Origin of the sequence: Curtobacterium sp. ER1/6 (genome assembly GCF_001742745.1) — a bacterium.
Lineage (GTDB): Bacteria > Actinomycetota > Actinomycetes > Actinomycetales > Microbacteriaceae > Curtobacterium > Curtobacterium citri.
The window spans coordinates 144,537-164,531 of sequence record NZ_MJAK01000001.1 but is presented as its reverse complement, the minus strand read 5'-3'; the positions used below and the strand labels follow the sequence as shown (position 1 = coordinate 164,531).

At 74.5% G+C, this 19,995-nt stretch carries 18 protein-coding genes; 13 read left to right on the top strand and 5 right to left on the bottom strand.

All coding sequences use genetic code 11. The features are described from left to right. The first annotated feature begins 15 nt into the window (after positions 1-15). From Cus16_RS00755 to Cus16_RS00745, 3 genes are all read left to right on the top strand, one after another. Positions 16-837: an arginase family protein gene (locus tag Cus16_RS00755; RefSeq protein ID WP_069710738.1), complete on the top strand. Its 822-nt coding sequence runs from the start codon at positions 16-18 to the stop codon at positions 835-837. Positions 838-960: 123 nt separating this feature from the next. Continuing rightward, positions 961-2,364 carry a dihydrolipoyl dehydrogenase family protein gene (locus Cus16_RS00750; protein ID WP_069711345.1) on the top strand — a complete coding sequence of 468 codons (1,404 nt, stop codon included), beginning with the start codon at positions 961-963 and terminating at the stop codon, positions 2,362-2,364. Between the two features lie 2 nt (positions 2,365-2,366). Beyond that, positions 2,367-2,723 carry a Fe-S oxidoreductase gene (locus Cus16_RS00745; protein ID WP_069710737.1) on the top strand — a complete coding sequence of 119 codons (357 nt, stop codon included), beginning with the start codon at positions 2,367-2,369 and terminating at the stop codon, positions 2,721-2,723. Between the two features lie 340 nt (positions 2,724-3,063). On the opposite strand, the gene Cus16_RS00740 is transcribed toward Cus16_RS00745, so the two are convergent. Both Cus16_RS00740 and Cus16_RS00735 read right to left on the bottom strand, forming a co-directional pair. Continuing rightward, positions 3,064-3,972 (bottom strand): ABC transporter ATP-binding protein, encoded by a 909-nt coding sequence (locus tag Cus16_RS00740; RefSeq protein ID WP_411266591.1) that lies wholly within the window; start codon positions 3,970-3,972, stop codon positions 3,064-3,066. After that, positions 3,870-4,781, bottom strand: a complete 912-nt coding sequence (locus tag Cus16_RS00735; RefSeq protein ID WP_223246473.1) for a siderophore-interacting protein — start codon at positions 4,779-4,781, stop codon at positions 3,870-3,872. Before Cus16_RS00735 ends, Cus16_RS00740 begins: the two co-directional genes overlap by 103 nt. A gap of 77 nt (positions 4,782-4,858) precedes the next feature. On the opposite strand from Cus16_RS00735, the gene Cus16_RS00730 reads away from it, so the two are divergent. From Cus16_RS00730 to Cus16_RS00705, 6 genes are all read left to right on the top strand, one after another. Then, positions 4,859-5,857 carry an alpha/beta fold hydrolase gene (locus Cus16_RS00730; RefSeq protein ID WP_069710736.1) on the top strand — a complete coding sequence of 333 codons (999 nt, stop codon included), beginning with the start codon at positions 4,859-4,861 and terminating at the stop codon, positions 5,855-5,857. A gap of 62 nt (positions 5,858-5,919) precedes the next feature. After that, entirely contained in the window at positions 5,920-7,464 is a 1,545-nt protein-coding gene (locus Cus16_RS00725) for an ABC transporter substrate-binding protein (protein ID WP_069710735.1), read from the top strand. A gap of 46 nt (positions 7,465-7,510) precedes the next feature. Next, positions 7,511-8,464: an ABC transporter permease gene (locus Cus16_RS00720; RefSeq protein WP_069710734.1), complete on the top strand. Its 954-nt coding sequence runs from the start codon at positions 7,511-7,513 to the stop codon at positions 8,462-8,464. Beyond that, positions 8,461-9,408, top strand: a complete 948-nt coding sequence (locus Cus16_RS00715; RefSeq protein ID WP_083263589.1) for an ABC transporter permease — start codon at positions 8,461-8,463, stop codon at positions 9,406-9,408. Before Cus16_RS00720 ends, Cus16_RS00715 begins: the two co-directional genes overlap by 4 nt. Beyond that, positions 9,405-10,226, top strand: a complete 822-nt coding sequence (locus Cus16_RS00710; RefSeq protein ID WP_069710733.1) for an ABC transporter ATP-binding protein — start codon at positions 9,405-9,407, stop codon at positions 10,224-10,226. The genes Cus16_RS00715 and Cus16_RS00710 overlap by 4 nt, the downstream gene beginning before the upstream one ends. Beyond that, on the top strand, positions 10,223-11,005 hold the full coding sequence (locus Cus16_RS00705; RefSeq protein ID WP_069710732.1) for an ABC transporter ATP-binding protein: 783 nt from the start codon (positions 10,223-10,225) through the stop codon (positions 11,003-11,005). Before Cus16_RS00710 ends, Cus16_RS00705 begins: the two co-directional genes overlap by 4 nt. A gap of 136 nt (positions 11,006-11,141) precedes the next feature. Here Cus16_RS00705 and Cus16_RS00700 read toward each other — a convergent pair whose 3' ends face one another. Beyond that, complete coding sequence (locus tag Cus16_RS00700) at positions 11,142-12,581, bottom strand: amidase (RefSeq protein WP_069710731.1); 1,440 nt, start codon at positions 12,579-12,581, stop codon at positions 11,142-11,144. Positions 12,582-12,592: 11 nt separating this feature from the next. Then, positions 12,593-13,516 carry an NmrA family NAD(P)-binding protein gene (locus Cus16_RS00695; protein WP_069711342.1) on the bottom strand — a complete coding sequence of 308 codons (924 nt, stop codon included), beginning with the start codon at positions 13,514-13,516 and terminating at the stop codon, positions 12,593-12,595. Positions 13,517-13,635: 119 nt separating this feature from the next. Here Cus16_RS00695 and Cus16_RS00690 point away from each other — a divergent pair, with 119 nt between their 5' ends. The 4 genes from Cus16_RS00690 (at position 13,636) to Cus16_RS00675 (ending at position 18,474) form a co-directional block, all read left to right on the top strand. Next, on the top strand, positions 13,636-14,607 hold the full coding sequence (locus Cus16_RS00690; RefSeq protein WP_069711341.1) for a CPBP family intramembrane glutamic endopeptidase: 972 nt from the start codon (positions 13,636-13,638) through the stop codon (positions 14,605-14,607). After that, positions 14,594-15,943, top strand: coding sequence for a sensor histidine kinase (locus Cus16_RS00685; protein ID WP_083263588.1), 1,350 nt, complete (start codon positions 14,594-14,596; stop codon positions 15,941-15,943). Before Cus16_RS00690 ends, Cus16_RS00685 begins: the two co-directional genes overlap by 14 nt. After that, positions 15,940-16,608, top strand: coding sequence for a response regulator (locus Cus16_RS00680; RefSeq protein ID WP_069710730.1), 669 nt, complete (start codon positions 15,940-15,942; stop codon positions 16,606-16,608). Before Cus16_RS00685 ends, Cus16_RS00680 begins: the two co-directional genes overlap by 4 nt. Positions 16,609-16,809: 201 nt before the next feature. After that, the gene (locus tag Cus16_RS00675; protein ID WP_069710729.1) at positions 16,810-18,474 is read left to right on the top strand and encodes an ABC-F family ATP-binding cassette domain-containing protein; all 1,665 of its coding nucleotides are present in this window, start codon (positions 16,810-16,812) and stop codon (positions 18,472-18,474) included. Between the two features lie 125 nt (positions 18,475-18,599). Here the strand turns inward: Cus16_RS00675 and Cus16_RS00670 are convergent, their stop codons facing one another. Further along, a complete protein-coding gene (locus Cus16_RS00670) occupies positions 18,600-19,916 on the bottom strand; it encodes a cytochrome P450 (protein WP_317614851.1) in 1,317 nt (438 codons plus the stop codon). Positions 19,917-19,995: the final 79 nt, after the last annotated feature.

Below are 19,995 nucleotides of genomic sequence, written 5' to 3'. Positions count from 1 at the left end.
TGACAGACTGAGACGATGCAGTTCCTCGTCGTCGGTCAGTGGCAGGGTTCGGCGTCGTCGCGCGCGATGCGCCTCGGCGACGGAGCGCAGGCCATCGCAGCCGATCTCCCCCGTGCCGCCACCACCGTCGTCGACGTCCCCGCCGGTGCCGGGGACCGCCTCGAGACCGCCGTCGCCCGCTACACGGCGGTCCGCGCGGTCGCCGAACGCGTGGCGGAGGAGGCCGGCGTCGCGAGCGAGCCCGTGCTCGTCGTCGGCGGCGACGGATCGAGCGTGCTCGGCGCCACCGTGCTCGTCCGGCCGGGCACCGCGTTCGTCCGCATCGCGGGCTCCAGCGGGTACCGGTCGCTGAACCGCGCGCAGCCGGTGGCGGCGGAGACCGCCGTGCTCCGGCTGCTCGTCGACCGGTCGGACGAGCTGTTCCCCGACCTGCCGACCGTCGACCCGGCGGCCGTCGTCGTCGCCGGCATCCGTGGGACGGACGACGCCGAGCTCGCCGCGCTCGACCGCATCGGCATCACCCACCTCGACGTGGACGCGGCCACCCCGGACGCGGTCGCCGCGGCCGTGGACGCCACCGGTGCCGAGGGGGTCTTCGTCCACGTCGACCTCGACGTCCTCGACCCGGCGGAGGTGGACGGGCTGCTCGAGCCGGTGCCCTTCGGTCTCGATGCCGCCGGGCTCGTGGAGCGCATCCAGGCGGCCACGCGCGGTCGCCGGCTGGTCGGTGCGGCCCTGACCGGGTTCGCGCCGGTCGACCCGGACCGCGCGGTCGACGACCTCGGGGTGATCCTCCGCGCGGTCGGCGCCCTGACGACGGCGTCACGCGCAGCCTGACCGGTCCCCGCCCGCGGCACGCACCGACCGGTGCGGCACGCACCGACCGGTCCCGGCCCCCGGCGGGCCGGTCCCCGCACCGCACCCGGCCGGTGCACCGTCGCCCCGCGTACGTTCGGGAGCATGACGGACTACGACCTCATCGTGATCGGAGCCGGCGCTGTCGGCGAGAACGTGGCGGACTACGCCCACAAGCGCGGCCTGTCGGTCGCCGTGGTCGAGGCCGAACTGGTCGGCGGCGAGTGCTCCTACTGGGCGTGCATGCCGTCGAAGGCCCTGCTCCGCAGCGGGCACGCGGTCGCCGCGGCGAAGCGCGTGGACGGAGCCGCCCAGGCGGTCACCGGACACGTCGACGCCGCGAAGGTGCTCGCTCGTCGCAACTCGTTCACCTCCGACTACCAGGACGACAGCCAGGTCGCGTGGCTCGAGTCCTCCGACATCGCCCTCATCCGCGGCCACGCCCGCATCACCGGCGAGAAGACCATCGCGGTCGGCGGCGAGGAGTACACCGCGACGGCCGCCGTCGCGGTCGTCACCGGTTCGCTCCACCAGCTGCCGGACGTCCCGGGGCTCGCCGACGCACAGCCGTGGGGAACCCGCGAGGGCACCAGCGCCCAGGAGGTCCCGGAGAGCCTGCTCGTCATCGGCGGCGGCGTCGCCGGCTCGGAGCTCGCGACCGCGTGGGCCTCGCTCGGCTCGAAGGTCACCCTGGTCGCCCGCCACGGTCTGCTCGGCGGCATGGAGCCCTTCGCCGGTGAACTCGTCGCCGACGCGATGCGCGAGCTCGGCATCGACGTGCGCACCGGTGTCAGCCCGACACGCGTCGACCGCGACGAGCACGGACTCGTGACCACGACGCTCGACGACGGCACCACCGTCGTCACGAGCGAGGTGCTCGCCGCGACCGGCCGCAAGGCCCACACCGCCGACCTCGGCCTCGAGACGGTCGGACTGACCGCCGGTGACTGGCTCGAGGTCGACGACACCATGCTCGTGCAGGGCACCGACTGGCTCTACGCCGTCGGCGACGTCAACCACCGCGCGCTCCTCACCCACCAGGGCAAGTACCAGGCGCGCGCCGCCGGCGAGGCGATCGCCGCCCGCGCCCAGGGCCGTCCCGTGCACGCCGAGCCGTGGGGCGCCCACGTCGCGACCGCCGACCACGCCGCCGTGCCGCAGGTGACGTTCACCGACCCCGAGGTCGCGAGCATCGGTCTGACCGAGGACGCGGCCCGGAAGCAGGGGGTGAACGTCCGCGCCGTCGAGTACGACCTCGGTGCCGTCGCGGGCTCCGCGCTGCAGGCGGACGGCTACACCGGTCGGGCGAAGATGGTCGTCGACGAGGACCGCGGCGTCGTCGTCGGCGTGACCTTCGTCGGTCAGGACGTGGCCGAGATGCTGCACGCCGCCACGGTCGCCGTCGTCGGCGAGGTGCCGATCGACCGCCTCTGGCACGCCGTCCCGGCCTACCCGACCATGAACGAGGTCTGGCTGCGCCTGCTCGAGACCTACGGCCGCCCGGAGTAGGGGTGCGCAACCCGCTCCTCGACTCCCCGGCGTCCCGCGCCGGGTGGTTGTTCGCGACGGCCGTGGGGCTCGCGGTCGGCGTACCGCTCTCGACCGGGCGCGTCCGGGTCGAGGACGGGTTGGTCGTCTGCACGGGCCTGCCCCGCTGGGTCTTCCGGCGTGGCGGCACGTGCGTCGGCTCCGTGTACCTGACGCGCGACAACGACGGACCGCGGGTGCTCCGCCACGAGCGCGTGCACGTGGCGCAGTGGCGGCGCTACGGCATGCTCATGCCGCTGCTGTACGCCGTCGCCGGACGGGATCCGCTGCGCAACCGCTTCGAGGTCGAGGCCGGCCTGGAGGACGGCGGTTACCGCTGACCGTCCGGTCCCGGAGGTCTCGCCGACCGCACCGAGCGGGCCGGATCCGTCACGCCCGGTGCGCAGCACCGACGGGAACCGCCCGCTCGGCGGACGTGAGCGGCACGTCCCGCCCGCTCGCCGCCGTGCCGACGGGCCCGCCGCCGGACGGGAGGCGCGGTGCGACCCCGCCCCGCGCCTCCCGTCCGTCGGCCCCCGCCCCCACTGAGCAGGCCGGGCCGGAACTGAGCGGGCCGGATCCGTCACGCCCGGTGAGCAGCACCGACCGGAACCGCACGCTCGGCAGACGTGAGCGGCACGTCCTGCCCACTCGCGAGCAGCCGGCGGCTGCTCCGCGGCCTCAGGCCGCGCGACGCCGCGGCACCACGAGGGGCGTGCCGGTCTCCGGGTCGGGGACGACCACGCACGGCAGCCCGAAGACGTCCTCGACCAGCTCGGACGTCAGGACCGCCGCCGGGGTCCCCTGTGCGACGATCGCCCCGTCCCGCATCGCCACCAGGTGCGTCGCGTACCGGGCGGCCTGGTTGAGGTCGTGCAGCACCGCGACGACGGTCCGTCCTGCGGCGTGCAGGGCCGAGGCGAGCTCGAGCACGTCGTACTGGTGCGCGATGTCGAGGAACGTCGTCGGTTCGTCGAGCAGGACGATGTCGGTCTCCTGCGCCAGCACCATGGCGATCCAGACCCGCTGCCGCTGTCCGCCCGAGAGCTCGCCCACGCTGCGGTCGGCGAGTGCGACCGTGTCGGTCTGCTCGAGGGCGGCCTGCACCGCACGGCGGTCGGACCCGGACGACGGGTGCAGGAGGTCCTGGTGCGGGAAGCGCCCGCGGGACACGAGGTCGCGGACGGTGATGCCCTCGGGCGCGATCGGCGTCTGCGGGAGCATGCCGACCCGGCGCGCGACGGCCTTCGGGCGGTACGAGGTGATGGGGGCGCCGTCGAGGAACACCGTGCCCGCGCTCGGGGTGAGGGTGCGGGCGAAGGCCTTGAGGAGCGTCGACTTGCCGCAGGCGTTCGGTCCGACGATGACGGTCAGCTCGCCGTCCGGCACGTCCACGTCGAGCGCGGAGACCACGACGCGGTCGTCGTACGCGAGCGTCAGGCCACGGACGCCGAGCGCCGTCGTCGGGAGCGGTGGCAGGTCGGTGTTCAGTGCTCGGCCTTGCCGTGCCGCCAGTACCCCATGAACGCGACCTGCTCCCGGTCGAGCCCGACCCCACGCACGAGGTGACGACGGAGCTCCTTGACGCATCCGGCCTCGCCCGCGATCCAGGCGTACACGGGCCGCTCGTCGACGGGCGCCGGCACGTCCCAGAGCACCTGCTCGTCCACGTCCACCTCGGAGAGCGCGACCTCGGACGGGTCGACGGCGCCGGGAGCGGACGCGCCGACCACGACGTCCGAGGCCCACGCCTGCACCTGGTCGGTCATCCGGACGCCGTGCGAGGCACCGTTGCGGGCGATCCATCGGACCTCGACCCCGGCGGGCGCGGTCACGGGCAGCCGGTCGGCGTCGGTCGGGACCTCGATGAAGACGTGCCCGACCGCGGTGACGTCGAGCGCCTCGAGGATCGCGCAGATGGCCGGTGCGGCGGTCTCGTCGCCGGCGAGCAGGATGCGGGTGGCGCTGCCCGGCGCGAACTCGGCGGCGCCGCTCGGCAGCTCGGCGGGCGACGACGGCACGGCCGGGCCGACGATCCGCAGCTCGTCGCCGACGCGGCACGACGACACCCAGCGCGACGCCGGGCCGGTGTCGCCGTGGGCGACGAAGTCGATGTCGAGTTCGTGGGCGTCGGGGCGGAACGACCGCACGGTGTATGTGCGCAGCGGGTTGCGCTCCGCGTCCGGCAGGGCACGCCAGGCGCCGTACCAGTCGTCGCCGTCGGGCAGGTCGGTGAACCCGTGGCCGGGGATCGGCAGGACGAGCTTGATCCGCTGGTCGAGCCCGACCGCCGAGAAGTCGGCGAGGGCGTCACCGGCGAGCGTCACCCGGACGAACGACGGGGTCAGCGCGGTGACGGCCGCCACGCGGACGGAGAAGACGCGGTACCGGGCTGCCACGAGAACGAGTATGGCATGCCTCACCTAACCCTTCCAGGGTGGAACGGGTACCGCCCCCGGGTGCGAGGATCGGAACCGTGCACGAACCCGACGACGAATTCGCGGACCTGGCGGCGCTCGCGGCGGCGAGCGGCGTGGCGGAGCCGCTGCGCGCCTCCCGGCAGGTGGTCCGGACCGACGACGGTCGCGAGACCGCCGCGATCCGGTGGGACGCGGCGGACGGACGGGAGGCGCGGATCACCTACCTGCACGGGCTCGGCATCGACGCGCACAGCTTCGACCAGACCGCGATCGCGGTCGGCGAGCCGGCGGTCGCCCTCGACCTGCCCGGGCACGGCCGGTCGTCGTGGCGGGACGACGCGGACTACGGCGCCACCGCGACGGCACCGCAGGTGCTGGCCGCGCTCGACGCGCTCGGGGTGCCGCCCGGCGTCGTCGTCGGGCACTCGCTCGGTGCGATCCTCGCGGCACGGCTCGCGGCGACGGCGCCCGAGCGGGTGACGGGCCTCGTGCTCGTCGACATGTCGCCCGACTTCGCGCAGCGGGCGGTCGACCGGATCGCCCGGGCGTTGGAGGACGAGACACCGTTCGCCTCACTCGACGAGGTGGTCGACCGCGCGGTCGAGGCACGTGTCGGCGACGACCGGGCGGTGCTCCTGCGCGAGGCGCGGCACACCACCCGGCTCGGCGAGGACGGCCGGCTCGTCCGGCGGCACCACTTCCCGCACCTGGCCGGCCGGACCGCGTCGGTCGGCCGGTTCGCCGACGCGTGGCCGGACCTCGAGGCTCTGGACGTCCCACTGCTGCTCGTCCGCGGCGACCGCGGGTACGTCTCACCGAAGCTGCACACCGGGTTCACGGAGCGGCTGCCGGACGCGGAGGTCGTCACCGTCACGGCCCGGCACGCCGTGCAGAACCAGGCACCCCTCGAACTGGCGACGGCGATCCGGGCATGGGGTGAGCGGCACGGAGTGTTGCAGCCGGTGACGTCGCCGCAGCCCGAAGGGTCGTCGCTCCCGGACGGGTTGTTGCACCCCGTACAGGAACCGTCGCCGGACACCCCCGACCGCCGGTAACCTCGTGCGAGCGCGACGCGACGACCGTCGACGGCACGCGCCCGGAAGGAACCCACACACCCATGAGTCCGCTCCTCCCCCGCACCGGGACCCGCACCGGGACCCGCGCCGGGACCCGCTCGGCACGTCTCGCCCTGGCCGCCACCGCGGTCGCCGTCGTGTCGGCCCTGACGCTCACCGCCTGCTCGGGCTCCTCGGACGACCGCGGCGGCGCCGACGCCACCGTGCGCGTCGGGCTCGTGCTCGAGCCGACCAGCCTCGACATCCGCAAGCAGTCGGGGGCGGCACTCGACCAGGTGCTCATCGACAACGTCTACCAGGGCCTGGTCGGCCGGACGGCGGACGGGGAGATCCGCGACGTGCTCGCGTCGCGGCACGAGGTCTCCGCCGACGGCAGGACCTACACGTTCACGCTGCGGAAGGGCACGACCTTCCAGGACAGCAAGCCCGTCACCGCCGCCGATGTCGTCTGGTCGCTGCAGCAGGTCAAGGACGACGCCGGCTACGTCGACTCGGCGAAGCTCGCCGGGGTCACCTCGATCAGCTCGCCGTCGGACGGCGTCGTCGAACTGCGCCTGGCGAAGCCCGACTCCGACCTGCTCTTCACCCTGACCGGTCGCGCGGGCCTGGTGCTCGAGCAGGCCGCGCGGAACGACCTGTCCGACAGCGCGAACGGTACCGGGCCGTTCGAGGTGTCCTCGTGGAAGCAGGGCGACTCGCTGACCTTCAGCCGCAACGACGACTACTGGGGCACCGAGCCGAAGGTCGCGAAGATCGTGTTCCGGTACATCACGGACCCGTCGACGGCCGTGAACGCGATGGCGAACGGCGACCTCGACGTGCTCAACCCCGTCGACGGCACGCTGCAGGGCCAGCTGCAGGGCAACCCGGACATTGCGCTGCACCGCGGCAGGACGACCGACAAGTACACGCTCGCGTTCAACGACTCCCGGGCACCGTTCACCGACGTGCGGGTGCGGAAGGCCATCCGGCAGGCGATCGACCCGAAGGCCCTCATCAAGGCCATCGGCGGCACGGGCGTCGAGCAGGGCGGCCCGATCCCCGAGCTCGACCCGGGCTACGAGGACCTCACCGCGATCGACGCGTACGACCCGGCCAACGCGAAGAAGCTCCTCGCCGAGGCCGGGAAGCCCGACCTCGACCTGACGCTCACCTACGCGAACGTCTACCCCGCGACGATCGGCGACGTCCTCAAGTCGCAGCTCGCCGACGTCGGCATCACGCTGAAGGTCGAGCGCGTCGACTTCGCCACGTGGCTGTCGCAGGTCTTCCAGGACAAGGACTTCCAGCTGTCGATGGTCGACCACGTCGAGGCACGCGACTTCGGCAACTGGGCGAACCCGGACTACTACTTCGGGTACGACAACGCGGAGGTGCAGGCGCTGTACGCCGAGTCGCTCGCCGCGACCTCGGAGACCGCGAAGGTCGAGGCGCTCCGCAAGGCCGCCCGCATCGTCAGCGAGGACGCCGCCGGCGAGTGGCTGTACACCGCGACCGAGATCACGGCCGTGCGCACGGGCGTCACCGGGTTCCCGGTCGACGGCGGGAACTCGCGACTCGACCTGTCGAAGCTGGCGCTCGGGTGAGCCCGGCTCCACGGGACGGGGCGCCGTTCCCCGTAGCATCGGGGACGTGACCCGGTTCCTCGTCGGGCGACTGCTCCTGCTCGTCGTCGGCCTGCTCGTCGCGAGCATCATCGTGTTCGCGACGCTGCGCGTGCTGCCCGGCGACGTCGCGCAGGTCGTCGCCGGCACCGAGTCGACGCCCGCGCAGGTGGAACAGCTCCGGCAGCAGCTCGGCCTCGACCGTCCGGTCGTCCTGCAGTACCTCGACTGGATCGGCGGGGTCCTGCGCGGTGACCTCGGGCGCTCCCTGGTGACGAACGGCGCCGTCGGCCCGGAGATCGCGCAGAAGCTCGCCGTGACCCTGCCGCTCGCGGGCATGTCGCTCGTGGCGGCGCTCGTGATCGGGGTGCCGCTCGGCGTGCTCGCCGCCGTGCTCCGACGTCGCGCGGGCGGTGCCGTGATCGGCTTCCTCGCTCAGGCCGTCGCCGCGGTGCCCGTCGTCTGGGCCGGCATGCTCCTCATCGCCCTCTTCGCGGTGACGCTGCACTGGCTGCCGACGCAGGGCTTCCCGCTCGACGGGTGGGACGAACCCGGACGGGCGTTCTCCTCGCTCGTGCTGCCGGCGCTGACGATCGGCGCCGTCGAGGGTGCGGTGATCCTGCGTTTCACCCGCTCGGCGACGCTGTCCGTGCTCGACGCCGACCACGTCCGCACCGCCGCGGCCGTCGGGCTCACCCGCACGCAGGCGCTGCTCCGGCACGGCCTGCCGTCGGTGGCGCTCACCGTGCTGGCCGTGCTCGGCGTGCAGATCGCCGGGCTCCTCGTCGGCGCGGTCGTCGTCGAGCAGCTGTTCTCGCTCCCCGGCGTCGGTCGCATGCTCGTCACCGACGTCGGCCGTCGGGACGTGACGAAGGTGCAGTCGGAGCTCCTCGTCCTCACCGGCCTGGTGCTGCTCGTCGGCTTCGCGGTCGACGTCGTGCACCGCGCACTCGACCCGAGGCAGCGGGAGGTGGGCGAGTGATCCGCCGCCTGCTCGCCCGGCCGACGGGGTGCTTCGCCGTGGTCGTCCTCGGGCTCCTCGTCGTGCTCGCCGTCGTGTCGCTGTTCTGGACCCCGCAGGACCCCTTCCGCGCGGACCCGTTCCGGCAGTGGGCCGCGCCGGGTCCGGCGCACTGGTTCGGCACCGACGCCGCGGGCCGGGACATCGCGAGCTACCTGCTCGCCGGCACCCGCACGACCGTGCTCGTCGCACTCGGGTCCGGGGTCGTCGCGAGCGTCGTCGGGATCGTCCTCACCGCGGTCGGCTCGCTGACCACGAGGTGGGTGCGCGAGGGCACGGCGGTCCTCCTCGACATCCTCGTCGCGTTCCCGACGCTCCTCACCGCGATGCTCCTGACCGCGGTGTTCGGCGGCTCCCTCGGCGTCGTCGTCGTCAGCGTCGGTCTGTCATTCGGTGTCTCGATCGCCCGCGTCACCCGCGGGGAGATCCGCCGCATCGCCCGGAGCGACTACGTCGTGGCCGCCCGGGCGTCCGGGGTCGGTCCGCTCGGCGTGCTCACCCGGCACCTCGTACCGAACGCGGCGCCGCTGTTCACGGTGCAGCTGTCGCTCGCGATGGCGACCGCGGTCCTCGCCGAGGCCGGGCTGTCGTACCTCGGGTACGGCGCCGGGTCGGACACCGCCTCGTGGGGCAACCTGCTCGCCGACCTCCAGACCTACATCGGCGTGCACCCCTGGAGCGCCACCTGGCCGGGCGCCGCGATCGCCCTCGTCGTCGCCGCCCTGTCGCTGCTCGGCGACGCGGTGCGCGACGCGACGGACCCGCGCCTCACCACCGGGGACCGCGCCTCGGGCGACCGACCCGGAGGCGGGTACGCGGCCGGCCCGCACACGACGGACGCGCTCGCTGACGCCGACGACCGTCCGTCCGGCAGCACGACGACCACCCCGGGGGTGACGGCATGACCGACGCGACCACCCGCCGGACCGAGCGCGACGGACTCGAGGTGCGCGGGCTGACGGTCCGCATCGCGGGGCGGACGGTCCTCGACGACGTGACGTTCACCGTGCCTCCCGGCCGGCGCGTCGGCGTCATCGGCGCCTCCGGGTCCGGCAAGTCCATGACCTCGCTCGCCCTGATGGGGCTCGAGCCCACCGGGGCGGAGGTGACCGGCAGCATCCGCCTCGACGGCACCGAGCTCGTCGGCCTGCGCGACCGCGAGCGCGCACGGCACCGCGGTTCCGGGATCGGCATGGTGTTCCAGGAGCCGGGCACGGCGCTCGACCCCCTCCGCCGGGTGGGTGCGCAGGTCGCCGAACCCCTCCGGCTGCACCGCGGCCTGGACCGTCGTGCGGCGGCCACGGCGGCGGTGGCCCTCGCGGACGCCGTCGGGCTGCCCGATCCGGCCTCGCTCCTGCGGCAGTACCCGCACCAGCTGTCCGGTGGGCAGCGGCAGCGGATCTGCATCGCGATGGCGATGGCCGGCTCCCCCGCCTACCTGGTGGCGGACGAACCCACGACCGCCCTCGACGTGACCACCGAGGCGCGGATCCTCGAGCTGTTCGAGCGACTCTCGACCGACCGCGGCACCGGCATGCTCTTCGTGACGCACGACCTGGCGGTGCTCGCGCGGATCGCGGACCAGGCCGTCGTGCTCGACCACGGACGGGTCGTCGAGCAGGGTGCCGTCCGTGCGCTCCTCGACGCACCCCGGCACCCGGCGACGGCCGCCCTCGTCGACGCCGCCCGTGCCACCGCGCGACTGACCGGAGGCTCCGCATGACCGACGCGCTGCGCGCCAGCGGGCTCCACCGCACCTACCGGCTGCCGCGCCGGGGACCGTTCGAGCCCGGACCGGTGCGCACCGCGGTGGACGGCGTCGACCTGACGATCGCCACCGGGTCGCGGCTCGGGATCGTCGGCGAGTCCGGGTCGGGCAAGTCGACGCTGGTGCGCCTGCTCGCCGGCCTGGAGGCGCCCACCACCGGCACCGTGACGGCCGGCGGTCGTCCGGTGGTCGCCTCGGCCTCAGCGCGCACCATGCGCTGGTTCCGTCGCGAGACCGGGATCGTGTTCCAGGACCCGTACGCATCGCTCGACCCGCGGATGCGCGTCGGGGCGATCGTCGGCGAGCCGCTGCGGGCGCTCCGGGTGCCGGGCCGGCACGCCGAGCTCGTCCGTGCGGTGCTCGAGCGGGTCGACCTGCCCGCCGACGCCGTCGACCGGTACCCGCACGAGTTCTCCGGTGGGCAGCGGCAGCGCATCGCCATCGCGCGGGCGGTCGTGCACGGGCCGCGGATCCTGTTCGGGGACGAGCCGATGAGCGCCCTCGACGTGGTGGTCCGTGCGCGCGTGATCGACCTCTTCCGGTCGCTCGCCGACGACCTCGGGCTGACGCTCGTGCTCGTGTCGCACGACATCGGCGTGGTGCAGCGGCTGTGCGACACCGTCGCGGTCCTGTCGGCCGGGAGGATCGTCGAGCAGGGACCGGTGTCGCTCCTCGACGACCCGCAGCACGCGGTGACGCGGGCGCTCGTGGCGGCGGCGCCGACGCTGCCGTAGGCGCGCCGGACCCCTGCGTCGCTGCGCCCGGCCCGGTCCGGCGGCGGTCGGTCGGTTGGTCAGCGCGCGGTCTGCGACGTTGCGCGTGTCGATCGACGCGCGCGATGTCGCAGACGCCGCACCTCAGCCCCCGACGTCACCACTGCGACGGGTGGCGCCGCTGCCAGCGCAGCCGGCGTTCGAGCTGGGCGCCGATCGCGAGCAGGACGCGCTCGCCGCCCGGTCGCCCGACGAGCTGCACGCCCATCGGCAGCCCCGCACCGTCGGGGTGTCCCTCCTCGGTGACGCCGACCGGCAGCGTGATCGCGGGCAACCCCGACACGTTCGCCATCGACGTCCACGGCGAGTACGCGCACTGCCGCCGGAAGTCCTCCTCCGGGTCGTCGCCGTACCAGCCGAGCGGCCGCGGGGTCAGCGCCAGGGTCGGCGTCAGCACGGCGTCGAAGGGGTCGAACGCCCGGATCAGGCCGGCCGAGAACGTGTCGAGGGTGGCGGTGGCGTCGAGCACCCGCTCGGCGGTCAACCGTCCGGCACGTGCGACGAGCCAGGCCACGAGCGGGGTCAGCTCGGACCGGTCGAGGCCCGGCACGCGCAGCAGCCCGGCGGCGCTCGACTCCCACGCCGTGCGGAAGGCGTCGGCGTACGGCAACCGGGGCATCACGACGTCCTCGACCCCGTGCCCGACCTCGCCGAGCACCCGCACGGCGGTCGCCACGGCGGCCCGGGCTGCCGGGTCGACCACGACGTCGACGGTCTCGTCCCACGGCGACCCCTCGAGCACCCCGACGACGAACCGGCCCTCGCCCCGGACGGCGGCGGCCGTGAACGGTCCCTCGCCGACCTCGGGGGTGACGAGCGCGTACGGCGACGGCTCCGGCAGCCCGGTCGGCGCCACGAGGGCGTCGAGGAGCATGCCGGCGTCGGCCACGTTCCGCGTGATCGGTCCGGCGACGCTCAGCCCACCGACCCCGGAGCGCCCGGGCATCGACGGCACCCGCCCCCTGCTCGGCTTGAGCCCGACGAGTCCGGTGGCGGCGGCGGGGATGCGCACCGAGCCCCCGCCGTCGGTGCCGACCGCCGCGGGCAGGAGCCCGGCAGCGACGGCCACCGCCGTGCCGCTCGACGACCCGCCCGGCGCCCGTGCGGTGTCGTACGGATTGCGGGTCGTGCCGAACCGGGTCTCGGACGACGAGGACATGCCGAACTCCGGCGACGTCGTCTTGCCGAGGCTCACGGTCCCCGCCGCGGCGAGCGCCGCCACCAGCGGGTGGTCGACGGTCGCGGGCGTCACCGGCAGCGCGGTCGAGCCGTGCCGTGTCGGGACCCCGGCCCGGTCGTACAGGTCCTTGTCCGCGGTGGGCAGGCCCCACAGCGACCGGGAGGTCGGGACGAGCGACCCGAGCCGTTCCGCCCGCTCACGCGCGGCGTCGGCGGTGACGGTGACGAACGCCCCGAGGGACGGGTCGAGCCGATCGATCCGGTCGAGGTAGTGCTCGGTCACCTCGAGCGCGGTCGCGTCCCCCCGGCGGATCCAGTCCCAGAGTTCCTGTGCGGCGAGGTGGTGGAGTTCGAACACGGTCCCCGAGCCTAGGCCGACGCCGGGGCGTCGAGGTGCGCGGCGAGGACGTCCCGCACCGTGGTCCAGCGGTGCGGCCCGTAGCGGTCGTTCGCCACGTGGTGCAGTTCGGCCTCGCCGCTGAACATGCTGACGAAGTACTGCATCCCCTGCCATGCGGGGAACGGTTCCTCGTCCCCGGCGCTCGACAGCCGTCGACCGATGCGTGCCATGCCGGAGAGGGTGCTCGCCGTCCCGGCCCACTGCGTCCGGAAGCGCGTGCCGGTGAGCTGCGACAGGGTGTCCGCGACGCTCCTGGCCGTCACCCGGTCCCCGGCGACCTCGACGTACCGCGGAGCGTCCGGGTCGAGCGCGGCGAGCGCCGTCACCCGCGCGGTGTCGTCCTTCGTGGTGAAGTCGAGGACCTGGTCGGCGGACGACCAGTACAGGACCGTGCGACGGTCGAACAGGATCATCGGGGCCTGCCCGGTGAGCATGTCGGTGAAGGCCCCGTTCAGGACCGAGGTGGCACGGACGGGTGCGGCGTCGACGGTCGCGGCGAACTCGCGGCGCAGCTCGAAGTTGCGGTTGGTCCCGGGGGTGATCGCCCGGTAGTCGGCGGAGTAGTCCGACGGGACGAACCGCGACACCCCGGCGGCGACGGCCGCGCGGAGCAGGGCGGTCTGCGCGTCGACGATCACGGACCGGGTGCCGCTCACCGCGGAGACGGCGACGTCGACCCCGGCGAGCGCCGACACGAGCGCGTCGTGGTCGTCGTAGGCGGCGCTGACGACCGACACCCGGTCGGACGCGGCGGCGAGCCGATCGGCGGCGGGCGAGGAGCCCGACCGGGTGAGCACCCGGACGCGGACGTCGGGGTCGTGGTCGAGGAGTGCGCGGACGATGCGCGCACCGAGGTCGCCGGTGGCGCCGGCGACGAGGACGGTGGTGGTCATGTCCCCGACGGTACGCACGTGCGGCGGTCGCGGCACCGGCTTGCATCCTTCTGTGGAGGTCCCGGGGTGCGTCCCTCCGCCGGTCGTCCCGGTGGACGGCCGTTCCTAGCGTGGACGGCATGACGAACACCACCGAAGTCCGGCCCGGCGCCGGCACCGTCGTCCCCGAGCGGACGGGGGTCGCGGGCCTGGTCGCCCGGCACCCGCTCGCCTCCTTCGCCACCCTGGCGCTCGGCCTCAGCTGGCTCGCCTGGGTGCCGTACATCCTGAGCCCGCACGGTCTGGGCGTCTGGGACCTGCACTTCCCGGAGTTCCTCGGGTCGGCGCAGTTCACCGGCGTCCTGCCCGGGGCGCTCCTCGGTCCGCTCGGCGGCGCCTTCGTCGTCACGGCGATCGCCGACGGTCGGCCGGGGCTCCGGCAGTGGGTCGGTCGCCTCTGGCGCTGGCGGGTCGCCTGGTACTGGTACGCACTGGCCCTGGTCGGCGTCCCGGCGCTCATCGTCCTGACGGGCCTGCCCTTCTCGGGCGGGAACGTCCAGGCGCCGACCGCCCTCGCCCTGCTCGCCCTCGTGCCGGGTCTCGTGGTGCAACTGTTCACCACGGGACTGTCGGAGGAGCCCGGCTGGCGTGACTTCGCCCTCCCCCGCCTGCAGGACCGCTTCGGACCGCTCGGTGCCGCCGCCGTGCTCGGCCCGCTGTGGGCGCTCTGGCACATGCCGCTGTACCTGTCGGACTGGGGCGGGTGGCCGGACGCGCACTGGACGGAGCCGGTCGTCTTCGCGCTCTTCACGATCACCTTCAACGTCGTGATGACGTGGGTCTTCAACCGGACCGGTGAGAGCCTGCCGGTCGCGCTCCTGCTGCACGTCGGGGTGAACAACACGATCTCCACCCTCTGGGCCGACATGTACCCGGGGATGACCGCCGGCACGATGATGCAGGGCCTCACGATCGTCTCGACCGTGGCCGCCGCGGTCCTGCTGGTCGCCACCCGTGGTCGGCTCGGGTACGACCGCCGGCCGGGAGGCACGGATCACCTCCCGACGCCGGCCCCCGCCCGCCTCGTAGGATCGAACGATGGCACCCGCTGAAGCGAGTGCGGCCCGCGTCGCCGCCGACTCCCGCACCGCGCGGGTCGGCGGCGACCGTCGCCTCCGTCGGACCGACGTCCTCGTCGCCGTCGCGACCGCCGTCGTCTCGCTCGGACTGCTGCTCGGGCTGCCCTTCCTGGACCGGATCGACCCGGACACCGTCGGTCCACGCCTCGACGCCCCGAGGGTCGGCAGCGGGGCCTGGCTGCTCACCGCCCTCGGGCTCCTCGTGCAGTCCGCGGTCCTGCTCGCCGCGCGACCCGCCCCCCGGGTCTCCCTCGTCGCGGTCGCCGCGGTCCCGGTCATCGCAGTGTCCGCCACCCACGAGAGCAGCGACGTGTTCGGCCTGGCCGCGCTCCCGGTCGTGGTCGCCGTCGTCCTGACCGCCCTGCGGGTCCCGGTCGGACGGCTCTGGCCGGCACTGGTCGTCGCGGCGGGTCTCGTCGCGACGGGCACCGCGGAGAACTGGATCCTCCTGCACGGAGCGCTCTCGGGCCGGCCCGTGTCGGCCGCGGTGCTCGACGCCGCACCGCAGGGGGTCACCCAGGCGGTCGGGGTCGTCGGACTCCCCCTCGTGGTCGCCCTGGTCGTCCGGTCGCGGCGCGACGTGCGGGCGGCCCGGGAGGCCGAGGTCGCCGCTCGCACCGCCGAGGCCTCGGCCGTCGTCCGCGAGCAGGACGCCCGCGTCGACGCCGCGGTCTCGCGCGAACGGACCGCGATGGCGCGGGAGCTGCACGACATCGCCGCGCACCACCTGTCCGGCATCGCGCTCATGTCGGCCGTGATCGACCGGCAGATCGACACCGACCCGGCCGCCGCACACGAGGGCGTCCGCCAGGTGCGGGAGCAGAGCACCGCGGTGCTCGAGGACCTCCGTCGCCTGGTCGGCCTGCTCCGCGACGACGCCCCGGCCGAACGCGCCGTGGAGACCGTCGCCGGGATCGTCGACCTGGTCGAGCGGGCACGGTACCGGTCCGCGGTGCGCCTCGAGGTCCTCCCGGGCGACCGCGTGCTGGCCGACGGCGTGGGGCCGCTCGCGCAGCTCGCCGCGTACCGGACGGTGCAGGAGGCGCTCGCGAACGCGGCCCTGCACGCTCCGGGGGCCGAGGTGACCGTCACCGTGGACGACCGCGACGACGAGCGCCTGACGCTCACCGTCGAGAACGGGGCGCCCGCCGCACCGGCGTCGGGGAGCACGGCAGCGGGTGGGAACGGACTGCGCGGCATGCGTGAGCGGGCGGACCTGGTGGGAGCGCGCCTCCAGACCGGTCCGACGGAGACGGGAGGCTGGTCGGTGACGCTGGAACTCGGACGTGAGTCGGAGGTGCCCCGGTGATCCGGGTCCTGGTGGCGGACGACCAGCCGCTGGTGCGGGCGGGGGTGTCGGCCCTGCTCGCGGCCGAGCCCGAAGTCGAGGTCGTCGGTGTGGCGGCGGACGGCGGCGAGGCCCTCGCCCTGGCGCGGAGCACGCGGCCGGACGTGGCGGTGCTCGACATCCGGATGCCGGTGCGGAACGGCATCGAGGTCGCCCGCGAGCTCTGCGCGCCCGACGCCGACCCCGCCGTGCCCGTGCTGATGCTGACGACCTTCGACCTCGACGACCTGGTGTTCGGCGCGCTCGAGGCCGGGGCGTCCGGGTTCCTGCTCAAGGACGCCGAGCCCGACGTGATCGTCGACGCCGTCCGGCAGGTCGCCGCGGGCAACGGCACCATCGACCAGACCCTGACCCGGCGGGTCCTGCGGGAGTTCGTGTCGCGGCGGAGCCTCCAGCCGGTGACCGGCGACCGGGCGTCGGAGGTGCTGACCGCCCGCGAGCGGGACGTGCTGCTGCTCCTCGCGCAGGGGATGTCGAACGAGGAGATCGCGGCAGCACTCGTCGTCGAGGTGTCCACGGTGAAGTCCCACCTGGCGCGGATGCTGCCGAAGCTCGGGGTCCGGTCGCGCCTGCAGGCCGTGGTGTGGGCGTACCAGAACCGCGTGGTGGCGGTCCCCGAGGGGTGAGGGGCGCACGGGGGCGGTGTGCTGCGGGCGGGGCGGCTCCCGGCGCGCCAGGTGGATCCGGGCGTGCCTGGAGGATCCGGGCGTACCTGGTCCTTCCGCTCGACCAGGTACGCCCGTTCCTTCCCGGTAGGTCGATCGTCATGGGAAGGAACGGGCGCACCAGAGCCGGGACCGACCGCGGACCCGTGGGACGATTGCCGGATGACCGCCACGCTCGTCGCCAAGGACCTCGCCGGCGGGTACGCCGCACGCACGCTCTTCGAGGGCCTCGACCTCACCGTCGCCCCGGGCGACGTGATCGGTCTGGTCGGGGTGAACGGTGCCGGCAAGTCGACGCTGCTGCGCCTGCTCGCCGGGGTCGACGAGCCCCTCGCCGGCACCGTGTCGACGAACCCGCCCGACGCCTTCGTCGGCTGGCTCCCGCAGGAGCACGAACGCGTCGTGGGCGAGACCGTCACCGCGTACGTCGCCCGCCGCACCGGGTGCGCCGACGCCACCGCCGACATGGACCGCGCCGCCGAGGCCCTGGGCGACCCCGACGCCGGGGACGCCGCGGCCGACCGGTACTCCGTCGCGCTCGAGCGCTGGCTCGCGTCCGGTGCCGCCGACCTCGAGGAACGACTGCCCGTGGTGCTCGGCGAACTGGGTCTGGACGTGACGGCGGACGGCGCAGGCGTCGGACCGGACTCGCCGATGACGGCGCTGTCCGGCGGGCAGGCGGCCCGGGTGGGTCTGGCCGCGCTCCTGCTCTCCCGCTTCGACGTGGTGCTCCTCGACGAACCGACGAACGACCTCGACCTCGACGGGCTCGACCGGCTCGAGCAGTTCGTCCGCGGCCTCCGCGGCGGTGCCGTGCTGGTCAGCCACGACCGCGAGTTCCTCGCCCGGTCGGTGACGGCGGTCCTCGAGCTCGACCTCGCCCAGTCGTCGCACCGGCTGTTCGGCGGCGGGTACGAGGCGTACCTCGAGGAGCGCGAGATCGCCCGCCAGCACAAGCGGGACGCGTACGACGAGTACGCCGCCACGAAGGCCGACCTCGTCTCGCGCGCCCGGACGCAGCGCGAGTGGTCGAGCCAGGGCGTGCGGAACGCCATGAAGAAGGCCCCGGACAACGACAAGATCCGCCGGAAGGCCGCGAGTGAGTCGAGCGAGAAGCAGGCGCAGAAGGTGCGGCAGATGGAGTCGCGCATCGCCCGGCTCGACGAGGTCGAGGAACCCCGCAAGGAGTGGCAGCTCGCCTTCACCATCGGGAGCGCACCCCGCTCGTCGGCGGTCGTCGCCACCCTGTCCGACGCGGTCTACGAACAGGGCGACTTCACGCTCGGCCCGGTGTCGCTGCAGGTCTCCGGTGGCGACCGCATCGGCATCACCGGTCCGAACGGCGCCGGCAAGTCGACGCTGCTCCGGGCGCTGCTCGGCCGAACCTCGCCGACGAGCGGGACCGCGTCCCTCGGGTCGAGCGTCGCGGTCGGCGAGGTCGACCAGGCCCGCGCGGCGTTCACCGGCGAACAGCCCCTCGCCGCGGCCTTCGAGGACCTGGTGCCCGAGATGACGACGGCCGACGTTCGGACCCTGCTCGCGAAGTTCGGGCTGAAGGCCGACCACGTCGGACGCCCGTCGTCGGCGCTGTCCCCGGGCGAGCGGACGCGTGCCGGCCTCGCCCTGCTGCAGGCCCGCGGCGTGAACGTGCTCGTGCTCGACGAGCCCACGAACCACCTCGACCTCGCCGCGATCGAGCAGCTCGAGCAGGCGCTGGAGTCCTACGACGGCACCCTGCTGCTCGTCACCCACGACCGGCGGATGCTCGACACCGTGCGGTTGGACCGGCGGTGGCGGGTCGAGGCGGGTCGCGTCACCGAGGGCTGAAGAGGAAGGTCGGGCGCGCCCCGCTCAGCGGCAACGCGGAGCGTTGCGCGGGGCGCGCCGACCGAGCCTGCGAGGGAGGACGATGGCGGGGTCCGCCACGCGCCTCCCGACCGACACCGGTACCGTCAGTGCGCGGAACGGTGGAACGGGCAGCCGCCGGAGCGGCCGATGGCAGCGCCGCGGCGGGCGACGCGACCGCCGGACGCCGGCTTCGTCGGCATCCGGCGACGGTCGACGTCGAGCCCGGTGTCGAGCACCTCGAGCCGCGGGTCACCGAGCACCGCGACCGCGGTGGCGAGGGCCGCGACCGCGACCTTCTCCCCCGGGCACCGGTGTCCGGTCGCGACGTCCGCGCCGCCGTGGGGCACGAAGGTGCGCACGGCCTCGACGTCGTCCCAGCTCGTGACGTCGAGCCAGCGCGACGGGTCGAACTGGTCGGCGTCCGACCACGAGCGGTCGTCGGTGTCCGTGCCGAGGACGTCGAGCACCACCCGGCCGCCGGCGCGGACCCGCTCCCCGTCGAGCTCGACGTCCTCGGTCGCCCAGGCGGGCAGCACGGGCACGAACGGCGCGGTGCGCCGGATCTCCTGCGCGAACGCGACGGCCACGGGCCCGTCGACGAGGGAGCCGCGCTCGACGGTCTCCTCGGCGATCCGCCGGCGCCACTCCGGCCGGTCGTGCAGCTCCTTCGCCGCGAACGCCACGAACCGGGCGACGGCGATCGCGGGTCGGATCGAGTTCTGCAGCTCGATGCCGGCGGTCCGCGGGGGCAGCAGCGCACCGTCCTGGTCGCGGTGCCAGGCCCACTCGTGGAGCGCCGTGCCCGCCGCGGGGTGCAAGCGCTCGCCCCGGACGGCCTCGACGAGCCGGGCGGCGTGCCGGTCCGACCAGTGCCGGTTCAGCGCCGCGAGCAGGTACTCCGGCGAGTAGGGCACGCCGAACCCGTCGACGACCTGCGCGAGCTTCGCCGCCCACCGGGTCTTCGCGGCGGCCGTGCCGGGCAGGCCCGCCCATCGCATCACCGCGCGACCGATCGCCCCGATCGCGGCGTCGTAGGCGCTCCGGCGTCCGCCCGCGAGCCAGGCGTCGCGCTCGCGGGACCACTCCTCGGCGAGGAAGGGCGTGAGGCGGCGGACCTGCTCGTCCTCGTACGCGACGTCGACGAAGGTCGCCTTGCGGTGCCGGTGCTCGGTGCCGTCGAGCGAGTGCACCGACCCGACCCCGAACAGGGTGCGCTGCACGAGCGCCGGCATCGCCCCGTGCCGTCGCGTGCGGGAGCCGTCGTAGAAGAGGTCGACGCCCTCCTCGCCGCGCACGAGCAGTGCGGGCTTGCCGAGGAGCCGGAACGGGACCGCACGGGCGTCCGGTCGCGTGCGTCGCCAGAGGTGCGCGCCGAAGCCGTAGCCGCGGGTCAGGATGCCGAGGGAGTCGTCGATGGCCATGCCGCCCATGCTGCCGACCGCTCGGTGTCCGTCGGGTCAGACGGGAGCGGCCCGGCGTCGTCACGACGCGCCCGTGCGG

Coding starts and splice junctions, on each gene's coding strand:
- Cus16_RS00755 (WP_069710738.1), top strand. CDS start 16: ATGCAGTTCCTCGTCGTCGGTCAGTGGCAGGGTTCGGCGTCGTCGCGC.
- Cus16_RS00750 (WP_069711345.1), top strand. CDS start 961: ATGACGGACTACGACCTCATCGTGATCGGAGCCGGCGCTGTCGGCGAG.
- Cus16_RS00740 (WP_411266591.1), bottom strand. CDS start 3,972: ATGCGTCAAGGAGCTCCGTCGTCACCTCGTGCGTGGGGTCGGGCTCGA.
- Cus16_RS00725 (WP_069710735.1), top strand. CDS start 5,920: ATGAGTCCGCTCCTCCCCCGCACCGGGACCCGCACCGGGACCCGCGCC.
- Cus16_RS00710 (WP_069710733.1), top strand. CDS start 9,405: ATGACCGACGCGACCACCCGCCGGACCGAGCGCGACGGACTCGAGGTG.
- Cus16_RS00705 (WP_069710732.1), top strand. CDS start 10,223: ATGACCGACGCGCTGCGCGCCAGCGGGCTCCACCGCACCTACCGGCTG.
- Cus16_RS00695 (WP_069711342.1), bottom strand. CDS start 13,516: ATGACCACCACCGTCCTCGTCGCCGGCGCCACCGGCGACCTCGGTGCG.
- Cus16_RS00690 (WP_069711341.1), top strand. CDS start 13,636: ATGACGAACACCACCGAAGTCCGGCCCGGCGCCGGCACCGTCGTCCCC.
- Cus16_RS00685 (WP_083263588.1), top strand. CDS start 14,594: ATGGCACCCGCTGAAGCGAGTGCGGCCCGCGTCGCCGCCGACTCCCGC.
- Cus16_RS00675 (WP_069710729.1), top strand. CDS start 16,810: ATGACCGCCACGCTCGTCGCCAAGGACCTCGCCGGCGGGTACGCCGCA.
- Cus16_RS00670 (WP_317614851.1), bottom strand. CDS start 19,916: ATGGCCATCGACGACTCCCTCGGCATCCTGACCCGCGGCTACGGCTTC.